11 protein-coding genes are annotated in these 13,561 nt (G+C 38.3%); 8 read left to right on the forward strand and 3 right to left on the reverse strand.

All coding sequences use genetic code 11. The features are described from left to right. Positions 1-302: 302 nt before the first annotated feature. The 6 genes from M1D52_RS09270 (at position 303) to M1D52_RS09295 (ending at position 5,102) form a co-directional block, all read left to right on the forward strand. Positions 303-575 carry an Ada metal-binding domain-containing protein gene (locus M1D52_RS09270; RefSeq protein WP_437393125.1) on the forward strand — a complete coding sequence of 91 codons (273 nt, stop codon included), beginning with the start codon at positions 303-305 and terminating at the stop codon, positions 573-575. Positions 576-644: 69 nt separating this feature from the next. Then, positions 645-2,069 (forward strand): MFS transporter, encoded by a 1,425-nt coding sequence (locus M1D52_RS09275; protein WP_437392309.1) that lies wholly within the window; start codon positions 645-647, stop codon positions 2,067-2,069. Positions 2,070-2,130: 61 nt separating this feature from the next. Beyond that, complete coding sequence (locus M1D52_RS09280) at positions 2,131-2,256, forward strand: hypothetical protein (protein WP_437393131.1); 126 nt, start codon at positions 2,131-2,133, stop codon at positions 2,254-2,256. A 169-nt stretch (positions 2,257-2,425) separates the two neighbouring features. Then, positions 2,426-3,208, forward strand: coding sequence for a hypothetical protein (locus M1D52_RS09285; protein ID WP_437392311.1), 783 nt, complete (start codon positions 2,426-2,428; stop codon positions 3,206-3,208). 95 nt (positions 3,209-3,303) lie between these two features. Continuing rightward, positions 3,304-4,038: a DUF6597 domain-containing transcriptional factor gene (locus tag M1D52_RS09290; protein ID WP_437392312.1), complete on the forward strand. Its 735-nt coding sequence runs from the start codon at positions 3,304-3,306 to the stop codon at positions 4,036-4,038. 320 nt (positions 4,039-4,358) lie between these two features. Further along, the gene (locus tag M1D52_RS09295) at positions 4,359-5,102 is read left to right on the forward strand and encodes an SDR family oxidoreductase (protein WP_437392314.1); all 744 of its coding nucleotides are present in this window, start codon (positions 4,359-4,361) and stop codon (positions 5,100-5,102) included. A gap of 130 nt (positions 5,103-5,232) precedes the next feature. Here M1D52_RS09295 and M1D52_RS09300 read toward each other — a convergent pair whose 3' ends face one another. After that, positions 5,233-6,708 (reverse strand): aminotransferase-like domain-containing protein, encoded by a 1,476-nt coding sequence (locus M1D52_RS09300; protein ID WP_437392316.1) that lies wholly within the window; start codon positions 6,706-6,708, stop codon positions 5,233-5,235. A 394-nt stretch (positions 6,709-7,102) separates the two neighbouring features. Next, on the reverse strand, positions 7,103-9,541 hold the full coding sequence (locus tag M1D52_RS09305) for a TonB-dependent receptor domain-containing protein (RefSeq protein WP_437392317.1): 2,439 nt from the start codon (positions 9,539-9,541) through the stop codon (positions 7,103-7,105). Between the two features lie 202 nt (positions 9,542-9,743). Between M1D52_RS09305 and M1D52_RS09310 the strand changes: the two genes are divergently transcribed. Next, the gene (locus tag M1D52_RS09310; protein WP_437392319.1) at positions 9,744-10,775 is read left to right on the forward strand and encodes a sensor histidine kinase; all 1,032 of its coding nucleotides are present in this window, start codon (positions 9,744-9,746) and stop codon (positions 10,773-10,775) included. Continuing rightward, the gene (locus M1D52_RS09315; protein WP_437392321.1) at positions 10,772-11,479 is read left to right on the forward strand and encodes a LytR/AlgR family response regulator transcription factor; all 708 of its coding nucleotides are present in this window, start codon (positions 10,772-10,774) and stop codon (positions 11,477-11,479) included. Before M1D52_RS09310 ends, M1D52_RS09315 begins: the two co-directional genes overlap by 4 nt. 405 nt (positions 11,480-11,884) lie before the next feature. Here M1D52_RS09315 and M1D52_RS09320 read toward each other — a convergent pair whose 3' ends face one another. Further along, positions 11,885-13,291: a TlpA family protein disulfide reductase gene (locus M1D52_RS09320; protein ID WP_437392322.1), complete on the reverse strand. Its 1,407-nt coding sequence runs from the start codon at positions 13,289-13,291 to the stop codon at positions 11,885-11,887. Between the last annotated feature and the right edge of the window lie 270 nt (positions 13,292-13,561).

Below are 13,561 nucleotides of genomic sequence, written 5' to 3' on the forward strand. Positions count from 1 at the left end.
TTAGGACAGTCTGCTATTTATTGAGATTACCGAAATGCAGAAAATAGTCAATCATTTCGTCCATTAAGGCAAGTTAAAAATAATATCACTTCACTTATTGATAAAAATCTGTAATACGCGAATATGTTGATTGGAACTGATAAATACGGTTATGCTCTCATATCTTTTGTGGACAAAGTTCATTTATGTATGTGAATAAATAAAAAAATACTTGTCAAATTTCCGGTTGTCCGGCAATTTATACAGCTCTATATTTGCTCAGTAAATAAAGTAATTAGGTCATGAAACTAAGTTTTGAGCAAATGTATAAAGCAGTTATAGATAAGGATATCAATTATGAAGGTATCTTTTATAGAGCGCTAAAAACTACAAGGATATTTTGTCGCCCATCTTGCACTACCAAAAAAACTAAACCGGAGAATATTGAGTTTTTTAAAACTACCAAAGACTGTATCTTAAAAGGATACAGGGCTTGTAAAGTTTGCTATCCCTTAATTCACTGTCATCATGTCATCGGCACCGATGGAAATCTTACCGGATATAGCGGCGGCATCCGGCAAAAAAAATGGTTTTAGAATTGGAAAAGCAAAATTCCTAATCCACTCCACTCCACTTAAAATTTATCGATTTATTTTTTCACTATCATGAATGCTACTGTTAATAAGTGGTTTGCACTTGTTGTTGTGCTTACTGCGCCCTTATTGTATGTTATTGATATTTTTATCGTCAATATAGCTATACCAACCATTAAAAACAATCTACATGCTTCTGACGGAGAAATACAGCTTGTTATCGCGTCGTATTTGTTAGGAAGTGCCTGTTTTCTGATAACGGGAGGACGAGCAGGAGATTTCTTAGGTAAAAAGAAAATTTTCTTTTGGGGAATGTTGACTTTTACAATCACATCATGCATTTGTGGTTTAAGCCAAAATGCAACACAATTAAACATAGCTCGTTTTTTTCAGGGTGTGAGTTCGGCATTTATGGTCACTCAATCCATCTCATTAATCCAGATTTTATTTACTGATAGCAAAGAAAGAGCTGTTGCTATTGGATGGTATGGAATAACATTAAGTATTGCAGCTATTATAGGACAGGTTTTGGGAGGATATTTGGCAGAGACCCATTTTATTGTAGCGGGCTGGCGTTTAATATTTTTCATCAATCTTCCTGTTGGTATTTTATCACTTTTAGCAATTCATTTTTATTTAACCGAAACACCAAGGCTTGGAAAAGTTAAATTTGATTATGCAGGAGCTTTCGTGTTAACGATTGGCTTAGCATGTTTGATATACGCCTTGACTGAAGGCCGGGAACATGGTTTTCCTTCGTGGTTTTATCTGTTGTTGCTTTCATCAGTACTTCTTCTAATATCTTTTGTTATCATTCAAAAAAGGAAATTAGCAAACAAACAATATCCTCTTATTGACGTTTCACTTTTCCAACTGATGGATTTCAAGATTGGATTGTTTGCTGTATTATTCCATTTCATGCTCCATACGGCGTATTTGTTAATAATTGCGGTTTATTTACAGAGTGGCTTGGGAGTTGATGCATTAACTTGTGGAATGTATTTTGTACCTCACGCCATTTTCTTTATGATATCATCCATGATTGCCGCTAAACTACTTCCAAAGTATGGAAAACGTGTATTACAACTTGGTCTGGGTATCATATTACTATCCTTTTTATTGCAGATTTTCTTGTTCACTAATTTTGACAGGCCGATCGTATCCATGCTATTTTTATCACTATATGGCTTAGGTAATGGCTTTGTTTTACCCTTTTTACTAAACGTGGTGCTAAACAATATTAATGAAAAAGACGCTGGCGTTGCTTCGGGAATATTTTCAACATTTCAGCAAACGGCATCCGCATTGGGGATTAGTATCATAGGGGGTATTTTTTATGCTATATTAGAAAGTAACATGGGTAAAAATGACTATCTATTAGCACTGCAAATAGGATTGGCAACGGGTGTTTTTTGCTTAGTAATTGTTTGGATAATGCTGTCAATGCTACCCAATACAATTAAGCCTAAAAATGAATCTGCGCATGGGATTGATTAAAGTTTATGATTATAATTGATATATCGAAACGTATCTTAGCCCCAGACCAAATCTATAAGCGATGACAGCAATAAACTATTCCAAACATGGGGGATTTATCGATCCTTTGAGCGACTTTGGATTCAGACATTATTTCGATAGCGAACCGAACAAAGAAATCCTTATTGAATTTCTGAACGATCTGTGATTTGTTGTTAATTACCACATAATCCAAAGAGGTTCTCGTGCGATCGCAGAACGGCCTAATTACGGAAGAATTTATTTTGTAAATTTGAAACTAATGCTGACAATTATTTTTAATCCGCATTACGTGTATTTATTAGTTACAGGTAACCTGAAGAAATGACAGTGATACAATGATACAACGAGAATTTGCTGACAAAGCTAAAGAGATTTTAGAGCCGGACGACAACGTGATTGGTTTGGCTGTTGCCGGTTCGTGGCTGACCAATGAAATAGATGAATTTTCTGACCTCGACCTAATTCTGGTAACGAAACAAAAAATTTCCAACGACAGCAATCGTATGCTCGACTATGCAAAAAGATTAGGGGATTTTTTGTCGGGATTTACGGGTGAGCATGTTGGCGAACCGAGATTATTGATTTGTCTTTATGACAATCCTCTTTTGCACGTAGATATAAAATTTTTAACACTTGACGAATTTCAAGTCCGTATTGAAACTCCAACTTTGCTAATCGACAAAGATAGGCAACTTGAAAGAGCAATGCAGCACACAGAAGCGAAGTTCCCTTACCCCGACTATCAATGGATTGAAGATCGTTTTTGGACTTGGATCCATTACGCATTGCTAAAAATAGGGCGGGGAGAATATTTTGAAGCATATGACTTTATGGGATTTTTGCGAATGGTTGTTTTTGGACCGTTGCTCCATGTCAAAAATAACAATTTACCTCGTGGTGTTAGAAAAGTAGAAACAGAACTGGAATCCGCAGATTTAGAAAAGTTAAAACGCACGATTCCAACCTATGATCGGCAATCATTATTAGCTAGTTTGAGAAACGGAGTATCCTTATACAGACAATTAAGGACGGAACTTTTTGACAGCAAAGTGAGGTTACAAAACGACACAGACAAAAAAGTGATGAACTATTTTGATAAAATTGAAAATAAAGTATAAAAATAAATGCAATTAATGATTTTTCACTTTTATAATGTGACGGCAAAATCCGGAAACACAAACCTTCATTGCATTGAACGACACCATAGAAACCGATGAAATACAAAAAAATAAAGCCTTATAAAGAATTGGAACACTTCATTCATTTTTATTGGGAACTGAAGGGAGCTGAAAATGAAAAGCAATGGGAACGGGTTTTTCCGGATGGCTGTGCGGGCATTATACTGAATTTAGGAAATAAATGCCTGACAGATAACGGGGCGCTTTCGATGGAATTTGGGAAGACGTACGTAGTGGGTGCAATGAATTCTTTTAAAGACAGCTTTATTGATAACGATACACATTTAATTGGTGTGTGCCTAAAACCGGCAACTTTTGCGAATTTCTATAGCTACGCTTCACAAAATGAACTGACAAATGACACGGTCGAGTTAGAAAAATCCAATTCATTTCGTGTTGATAAAGCATTTGAAAATCCATTCAATTATTTTGACCATTTTTATTCCGAAAGAATAAAAACCAAAACCAATCCATTACGTGCTGTTATTGATCATATACATTCATCAAACGGAACAGCTAACATTTACGATCTGGCGAAAAGAAATTTTACAACCGTAAGACAACTGGAGCGGAATTTTAAAAAGCTCATCGGACTATCACCAAAAGAATATTCGAACATTATTCGTTTTCAGCATGCTTTGTCTTTAATCAAAGATTCGAAGCAAAACCGCAGCTTGTTCGATATTGCATTTGAATGCGGTTATTATGATCATTCACATCTTAGCAATGACATCAAACGAAATACGGGACTTTCACCATCATTACTTTAATTTGTCGCATTTTTACAAAGTGCCAGTCGTAGTGTAAAAGTAATTTGCGGAAATTATTTTTATCTGAATTTTATGCTGTCCTAACTTTGGTAAGCCTACACCGTTATACACAACGAAGCCACGTCAATTCCCAATACATTTAAAATGATATTGTTATTCTATTTAGTTGAATGCAAAACCTGGACTGTCACAAATCTGAATATTGGATGGTCATCTCTATCTGTTTTATCTCGTATTTTGTAAATAAACAAGGCAGTAGCTTCGTATTTATAATTGGCGTCTGTTTTTGTTTGATCAAGTTTTATTTAAATAAATGAATCATGAAAATCTTAGTAATCGGAGGAACCGGCCTTGTGGGCAAAGGAGTAAGTAAAACATTGGAAAGTATGGGTAATGAGGTAATTGTTGGAGCGCCCTCATCCGGCATTAATGTCCTGACGGGGGAAGGACTGGCAAAAGCTTTGATGGGAACTGAAATCGTAATCGATCTTTCTAATTCTCAATCGCCAGATGATCAGATCGCTTTGGATTTTTTTCGCACGGCTGCTGAACATCTAATTAGAGCTGAAAAGCTTGCAGCTATTAAGCACCATCTCGTACTTTCTATTGTCGGAACAGACCGCGCACAACATATAGGGTATCTGCAAGCAAAAAAGTATCAGGAAGATGCCGTAATCGAATCAGGCATACCCTATACTATCATCCGTTCAACACAATTTCATGAACATGTAAGCACCATCATCGCTGTTCAGGGCGAAGGCCGGAACGTCCATGTTTCAACAATTGACTATCAACCGATCGCATTGCAAGATGTTGTAGATTATGTGGTAATGTTCGCTTTGGAACAGCCTAAAAATAAGATCGTTGAAATAGCAGGGCCTGACCGCGGATTGATGAACAACTTCGTGGAAAACTATTTGAAGGTGAAAGGTGAAGATAAAGTTGTGGTAGCTAACGAGGATGACAAATACATGTTCCATAGCATGCCAAAGTCAGGATTGGTTCCTGCCGGCGATTTTTATCCAGGTAAGATAAGGTTCGATGATTGGACAAGAAAGTCATAATAATTACATTGAGAACCTTTACAAAATCTATCGGATTATAATATTGAAACAATTTTATCATAGGATTCTAGATTTCAACAGAGGACAGGGCTCTCACTTAAGCATAGAGCTAAGTCTTCCATTAGGACGTTTATCGGGATCGTTTTAGTGCATTTGCGAAAGATTGCATTTCACTCATATTCAGCGAGGCAAAGCCAAACCTTATTCCATTGACGTCATGCTTATATTTATAGATGCTGCCATCGTTCATGTATATACCTTGGGTAGCAAGCCTTTCTGAGAGTTGGGGTATGGAGTATTTAGGATCAAATAAAGTCCAAACTGCCATACCCCCATTAGGAGTACTGAAATTGGCAATATCTCCCAAAGAAGAATTTAATAGTTCGCAGAACTCATCCCGCCTTCTTTTGTATAGTTTTACAGATCTTCTCAAATGCCTTTGCATTTCGCCGATGTTGAAAAGATGAGCAACAGATTCTTCGAATAATACATCACCACGAATATCTAGAACTTGTTTTAGCTTCGATGTTTGCCATATAAAGTCTTCACTGCCAATTAAATATCCCAGCCTGATAGTTGGAGCCAATGTTTTAGAAATTGAGCCAATGTAAAGAACGTAGCCATCGTGTTCAGCACTGGCTAAAGGTAATATAGGGGCGCTTGCGTAGTGAAAATCATAGTCATAATCATCTTCGATTACAGGAAGACGATAGCGGCGAATAATGTCTAAAAGTTTGACTCGCCTTTCGGCACTGAGCGTAACCGTTGTGGGGTGGTGGTGGTGTGGAATGATGTAAAGCAGACTCGGTGTTGATTGCTTGCAGATATTTTCAATTGCATCGACATCAATACCATCCTGATCAACCTTAACTTTTATAAGCTTAGCGCCTAGCTGTTCAAAAAGCCTATCTGCCAAGACGTAATTAAGGTCGCCTACAACAACGGTACTACCAGGCTGGAGTATCATACTGGCCGCGACAGTTATTGCCAATTGTGCACCATGAGTAATCAGCACTTGCTCAGGAGTAATATCGAGGGCTCTGGTCTTGGACAAAAAAAGAGCAAGCTCTGTTCTTAACGATATACTACCCTTTGAGCCGTCAGCTAATAACCTATCATGAACATTCGTTTTTCTTGATAAAAATTTGTACCGATCAACGATCAGGTCTACCGGTGCAATTCTGGCATCAGGATAACCATCATTAATCATCAGCTGGTAAGGTTTTAGCTGCCTGGTTATTGGTTTTCGAATAGCCACCTGTCGATAAAAGATATCTTGGTCCTTTGATTGAAATTTCGCTGAGGTGCCTATGTCGAACGACTTGGGGCTCATTACCGGTAACTGCTGCGCAACGAAATTGCCTTTCCGCTTTATCGCTTCAAGCCAACCCTGAGCCTGCAGTTCTTCATAGGCAGCAACTACCGTTGTACGGTTTAATGTTAACATTGACGCCATATCCCGACTTGCTGGTAATTGATACCCAGGTTTTAGTTTTCCATTCTTTATCAGTTCCACCAAACTATTTGCAACCTGTCTGAAAATAGGTATTGCGGACTGTCTGTCAACAGCGATGAGGGTACTAAAAGGTAATGTTTGAACTGCCATATTTAAAGGTGTGTACTCGACGCAAACCGTATACATTTAAAATATTATGTCGTCTAATTTAGACTTTATGTTGCTTTCTTCTTCTCAATAGTGACAAACCTGAAAATTAAAAGATTCCTGTTGATAATGCTTACATTCGCAAAGTAAAACTAGATCAACATAAAGCTAACGCAAAAACACAAAAAAACTATCGGTATCTCTCGGCCTATGAAGAAATCCCTGTCAACCACCATCAAAGTACTGTTAATCCCCGTACTTTATGCTATTATACTACGTATATTTTTCGGGGTTGATGCCTGGCAAGACCTATTTTCAGTAATGAGCCTGAGCTTTTTATTTTGTTTGCCTTTAATCGTGTGTACATTTCCAAGCAGCCTCTTAGCAATTTGATAGATTATCTCCTTCTAGTCCTAGGAGATTTATCATAGGACTGATCGGAAAAATGACTATCATTATTGTTTGAAGCACGCAACCCTCCGAACTGCCAGCTAAAAGTTAACGTTGCTGCTCTATTGTAAAATCTGTTGATCTGCGTACTTTGGAACGTAGGAGCAAAAGCATACACTGTTTCCTTGAAATTATTCTGGAACGGGTTGATGACGGCCAGCGTAAGACTCGCCATATTATTCATAAAATCCTTCTTCACCGCAAAACGGTAAGAGTAATTAGCGGTATTTTTACCCTGCAAAGTGATAAAACCGTTTCCATAATCCGCAGTCGCACTAAACTGAAATTGTTTTGCCAAATTGATCGAATTGCTGATACTAGAACTGAAAAATGTCCCATCGTTTTTAAGCCCCAGTGAATTACTACGGAATTTTAAATGGAATACTTCAGCCCCTGCATTGACAGTCCAGTTTTTAACTGGATTAAAAACGGTGTTTAAGTTCAGTCCCATTCGTGTGCTTTCACCAATATTATCCGGCATAGTGTACGAGACCCCCTTTTCATTAACTCTGGCAATCTGTTCTACTGCACTTTTATTGGAACTATAATACAGACTGCTCATGAATAATGTATTCTCATTGCCTGTATAGGTATGCGATAGTTCCAGCTTTCTGGTAAGCTCAGGCTTCAGATACGGATTACCCTGTGTTATATTCAACGGGTCCGCGGCATTGGCATAGGGATTCAGATCCATGATCCATGGACGGCGGATTCGTTCATTATAATCTAACTTTAGTTCATGACGTTCATCTAGTTTCTTTAACACCAATAAATTGGGTACCCAGTTAGAAAACTTCCGCGTGTAAGGGGCGTTGTTCTGAAATGTTGCATTGATGTCCGTATTTTCAAAGCGGATCCCCGGACGTAAAATCCACTCGTCTCCAAGATCAAAATTTAAGGTAGCATATGCTGAAAAAAATTGCTGCCTATACTGCATATTTCCCGAGCGATTGGGATCTACTGGCAGTGAACTATTAATAACCTCGTACGTGCTTCTGGAGGTATTTCCCAAATATTTTAAACCTGTCTCCAGCGATGACTTACCTTCCTGCCCAAATGGGTGGGAATAGTCGGCTTGAATACTCCACTCTTTTTCCTTCCCATTATTTGGTCCCCTCTCCGTAAAAGCTAGTTTACCATCCGGTTTATACTGTTCAGTGATATAACTGGAAACATCAGATGCCGTAGAAGCCTGACCTATAATCTGTAATTCCTGTCCTTCTTGTTTAAATTTTTTCTGGTAATTCAAAACCCATTCAGAAAAATCGAATTTGCCGCTTTGCTGGTTTTTTTGTCGATATTCCTGATACAGGTTCGCACTGGTATAGCGATTAAACAATCCTCCCTTTCGCGGCCACGAACCGTTCCAATAGGAGTAACCTGCTTCAAGGGTCTGCATGGAATCAATTTTATATTGAGCTGATAAGCTCGCAGAACCACCCTTAGTCGTTTGCCGCATATCAGATTCTTGAAAAAGTGATCCGATCTGCTTTCCGTTGTTCAGGTTCGTTCTGGTAAGAGAAGATGTCGTTCTTTCACGTTCCCGGCTATAATTTCCCATGGCTGAAAAATTGAATTTTCCCGAACTCATATTTAGAGAAAGGTTCCCTGTCTGCTCCAGATTTCCACCTGTGATATCCAATGTTCCGCTGGTTCCTTTTAATTTCTTTTTTGTAATGATATTAACCACGCCGGCAGCACCTTCCGCTTCGTATTTGGAAGAAGGATTTGTCATCACCTCCACCGAGACAATTGAACTTGCCGGAATCATCTTTAATGCTTCCTTCAGGTTCTTTGCCATTATACGTGAGGGGATGCCATTAATCAGAACCATAATATTCGAATTTCCGCGAAGTTTCAGATCACCGTTGGCACCTACAGTCAACATGGGCGCTTTACGCAATACATCTGCCGCATTTCCTGATTTGTTACTGATATCAGAAGCTGCATTATAGATGAGCTTATCTTTAGCACTTTGAATCAGTGGCTTTTTACGACTCGCTACCACCGTAACTCCCTCAAGCATGGTGCTTTTTATATCTAGGTATATTCGTCCGAGATCGAGATCTTCGTTAGATAGCAGTATAGTTCCTGAATTATACTCGTTAAAACCAATATAATTGATGACAACGGTAATCGTTGACAAGGGCTTGACTTTTAAGTGAAATGTTCCGTCTTTATGGGTACTCACCCGGCCGATCATGCCGCCGGCAGCATCTTTTACGACAACAGTACTCCCAGCCAAAAGTACATTTTCGGATGCACTAACAACAGTTCCTTTAATCTCAACTTCATTTCCCGCTGTCTGAGCCATTACAAGTGTTGTAATTAACAAGACCGGCAGCAAAATGAACTGCTTCCTCAAATTCTTCAATAATTCTTTCATCTGCAAAAAATTAGTACCGCAAAACAAGATTATCCGCAGCGGCATTAAAAATAAAACTGACGAAAGGGCCTAATTAAATGTCGAAAACCGTTTGTCCTTTTAATTTTCCGGTTTACATTTGGTTTTGGAACTTTGATGCATAAAATCGCCGTAATGTGAATCTTTGTATTAATCATTATGATCTAAATTCGGCACTTATTTTATGAATAGTACGACAATCAGCATGGGTAAAAGGTGGATACAGGAGGTTATTATCTTCTGCGCCATGTTTGTTTTAACGATGCTCCATGAGTGGATATTTATCAACTCTCCTGAAAATTTCTTAAAAGGATTTGTCTTTTTTGTGATCCTTTACATCCAGGCACAGATTCATCGCTTTTTTATCTTCAGGTATTATTTAGTTAAAAAATATATCATCTATATTTTCTATTCTTTATTCGTGATCTTGGTCGGGGCAACTGTCCTTTATATTGCCGACATCCGTTGGATACAACCCGATTTTTTCGAACCTGATGAATTTGCGCTCAGTTTTCTATACCATTTTGTTATTTGCGTAATCAGTACGGCAACCATTATGGCCTTATCACTGATGCAGAGTTACGCCATGGAAGTGCAACGCCGGAGCATGGACCAGATGTTGCTCAATGAAATGAATCTCAAATTTCTACATGCGCAGCTAAATCCACATTTTTTCTTCAATATGCTCAACAACCTTTATGGGGTAAGCTTAACCGAACCGGACCGAACTCCCGGACTTATTGTCAAATTATCTGAACTGATGCGCTACCAGATAGAAAATGGCACTATCCCTAAAGTTTCATTAGCGGATGAAATTAATTTCATCAGAAATTACATTGATTTAGAAAGGGAGCGCATTGGCAAAAGATGTGATATACGGTTTACATGCGATCATTCGGCCGACGAACTTAAATTATTACAAATTTCCCCCTTATTGTTGATCATACTGGTAGAAAACAGCTTTAAACATAGCCAAAATCTCTTATCCTGGTTTGTACATATTGCTATTGAGCTCAAAAAAGATCAGTTATATATGACAATAAAAAATTCGATAGCAGATGAAAATCTAAAAAAGTCATCGACCCAAGTGGGGCTGAATAATCTTAAACAACGATTAGCTGTTGTCTATAACGGTGATTTTATGCTCAACGAAAATCAATCGGAATCCACTTATGAAACTGTCCTTATACTCCCATTGGAAAAACAACTCTTATGAATCAATTAAATTGTATCATCGTTGACGATGAAGAAGGAGCCCACCTAGTGCTGGAACACTTTATCAGCCAACTTAAACATCTTAAGCTGAATGCGTCCTTTTATACAGCCGTCGAGGCAACGGAATATCTGTACAGCAATAAGGTAGACATTATGTTTCTCGATATCAACATGCCCGGTCTAACAGGAATGGAAATGCTGGAAGCCATATCAAATAGGCCATTTGTCATTCTCACTACCGCCTATAAAGAATATGCCCTTGAATCTTATAAATATGATGTAGTTGACTATCTGGTAAAGCCTTTTGATTTTAAAACCTTTATTTCCGCTATTGATAAAGTTATCAACCGTTTAGGCACAGCTAAAAAGACTCCGGAAATACCTACTGAAGAATCTGATGATATTGTGTTAAAAGTTGAGAATGAAATCCTAAAACTACCATTTGACGCTATACTCTATACTCAAAGTTACGGCAATTACGTTAAATTTTTCACCGCTGAGAAAATGTATCTCAGCCAAATCACTACACAGGAAGTTGAAGATAAATTGAATGCTAAGCTTTTTGTTAGGATTCATAAATCTTACTTGGTTGCACTGAGAGAAATTTCCAAAATTGCCGGTGGTGAATTGTTTTTGAAAAATGGTACGGTTCTTCCAATTGGAAAGTTCTACAAAAAAAATGTGATCGATAGGATGAAAAGTTAAGTCTATTTTTTTTTAATAGGGTATTCTCATAATCTCGGCGTTCCATCATGGTGGGTAGTAAAAAGATATATAACTCTCTTCTTCTTGTCAAACCCCGATAATGGAGCCAATCCCATATTTAACATTTGATATCCCTCACCCGACAATAATCCATAAAGCGGAGTAACAATACATCCATATTACCACCGGGAGCTTCGCCGAGCTTTCTGATCAGGTCATACGTAGCCTCTTGGGGGCATAGTTAGGAATGATGTTTAAAAAAGCCACTTTCATATAATCCGAAATACGATTCATGCAAATAGTTTCGGGTCCAGTTAAGTCAAACGAGGTTCTCGTGCAATGGTAAGGACGGCCTTATGAAATGAGCGTAAAAATGATTAGCCTTGCCGGGGCCTAGAAATCCAATTATTGCAACAATTGCAAATCCTGCAATACATTATTTAATTCCTCCCCGCGTATATCCTTTCGTACAATTTTACCCTTTGGATCAATCAGTACAGTGGTAGGGTAAGAATAAATGTCATAGCCTTCCATGGTTGTGCCGGTTCCCATCTTAAGTGTAGGCCAGGGAAGTTCATGTTTCCTCATCAATTCCTGAAGGCTAGCTCCACGACGCTCATCAACCACAGCAATGAACTCAACCCTGCTTTTATCCACCGTTCCGTACAGCTTTTTCAGATTTGGAAACTCCTCTATGCATGGGCCGCAGGTAGTGCTCCAGAAGTCGATAAAAACCCAGCGGTCCCTGAGGCTATCGGTATTGATCTTTTTGTTATCGATTATATTTGTACCTGCTACCGTTGGGGCGATAAAACCTACTTGATTTCTCACAGATTTCGTATCGATATCTGCGCGGGTTACATCTGCGTATCCGGGCTGCTGTTGACCGATCTGAATGGCGCCTAGGCCTTTCCCTTCCAAACGTATTATCCTGCCGTGACTCAAACTATTTTTGAAAATAAATGAATTACCATTTAATTGGATCAGATCGCCCAATCTGTAACCTTTGTCCCTTTGCATTGGACTGAAATTCGGTTGTTCCGGCACGACATACAATCTAAGCGGATCACCGATTGAACGCCCACAGCATAAGTAATAAGGGATCCCGTTACTGTATATTTTTCGGTAATAAAACTCAGGATACGTTATAGTAAGCATGGGTTTACCCTCACTGTCCTTTTCGTGGCTTGCTAAAATTATATGCACTGTATCTTTAAGAATTTGACCGCTTTCACTGTAATCCACCGGAACGGGAATCGGGGACGCCCCATACGTTAAATGAGCTAAACTCGATAAGCGTTTTATCGCATCATCAGAGAAATCATTATTCCCATTAATATCTGCAATAAAAATGGCTTCACCTTTGTCGTTTAAACCCGTAACAAATTGCAGTACACACTGCAGGGGTTCGCGAGAAAGGAACAGGGTATCCTTTAAATCCCATCCGGCTTTTTTTGCTTCCTGCAGGAAATAAGTTTTAGGCATTTTTCCTGCAATATAATTTTGAAAATAGAATTGAAAATTATCCAATATTAAAAAGGAAGCAGTTGCCTGGCGAATGCTTTCCGGAATACCGGTGACATTAGGGTTACAGACCTTTATTTCTTCAGGATAATCCATTTGTACCCCTATTGAAAAGGATATGTTGCCATCAGGGCCGCTACCGAGCATTTTCTGCATTCTTATAGAAATGACACTATCCTCAATAGCCGTAAATTTTACAGAATCGTCTTCCTGCGCTGAGACAAGCAGACAGTTTAACAGCAGATGAGAAATAAGTACGGTACTTAACAGACTTATTCGTTGTATCATAAAATAGGAAGTTATAATTGGTATGAAGTTAAGTTATTTTTTAAAAGTTTCAAACGTAATAGCGTAGATACACTTGCCAAATCGTCGATAGGAGGAAATTTATACTTTCCTAAATCTTCTCATTTTTTTAAAATCAAAAATCTTTTTCTAACTCTTCATAGCTCAATAGAATTATGACGGCTAATGAACTTGCTGTTTTCGTCAGTTTTAACGGATCAATAATGTATCTTTAATGGTATATAGAAAAATTTGTATTAATTAAATCATATC

The organism is Olivibacter sp. SA151, assembly GCF_054130995.1.

Coding starts and splice junctions, on each gene's coding strand:
- M1D52_RS09305 (WP_437392317.1), bottom strand. CDS start 9,541: ATGAAAGAATTATTGAAGAATTTGAGGAAGCAGTTCATTTTGCTGCCG.
- M1D52_RS09300 (WP_437392316.1), bottom strand. CDS start 6,708: ATGGCAGTTCAAACATTACCTTTTAGTACCCTCATCGCTGTTGACAGA.
- M1D52_RS09280 (WP_437393131.1), top strand. CDS start 2,131: ATGACAGCAATAAACTATTCCAAACATGGGGGATTTATCGATCCTTTG.
- M1D52_RS09315 (WP_437392321.1), top strand. CDS start 10,772: ATGAATCAATTAAATTGTATCATCGTTGACGATGAAGAAGGAGCCCAC.
- M1D52_RS09285 (WP_437392311.1), top strand. CDS start 2,426: ATGATACAACGAGAATTTGCTGACAAAGCTAAAGAGATTTTAGAGCCG.
- M1D52_RS09310 (WP_437392319.1), top strand. CDS start 9,744: ATGAATAGTACGACAATCAGCATGGGTAAAAGGTGGATACAGGAGGTT.
- M1D52_RS09320 (WP_437392322.1), bottom strand. CDS start 13,291: ATGATACAACGAATAAGTCTGTTAAGTACCGTACTTATTTCTCATCTG.
- M1D52_RS09270 (WP_437393125.1), top strand. CDS start 303: ATGTATAAAGCAGTTATAGATAAGGATATCAATTATGAAGGTATCTTT.
- M1D52_RS09295 (WP_437392314.1), top strand. CDS start 4,359: ATGAAAATCTTAGTAATCGGAGGAACCGGCCTTGTGGGCAAAGGAGTA.
- M1D52_RS09275 (WP_437392309.1), top strand. CDS start 645: ATGAATGCTACTGTTAATAAGTGGTTTGCACTTGTTGTTGTGCTTACT.
- M1D52_RS09290 (WP_437392312.1), top strand. CDS start 3,304: ATGAAATACAAAAAAATAAAGCCTTATAAAGAATTGGAACACTTCATT.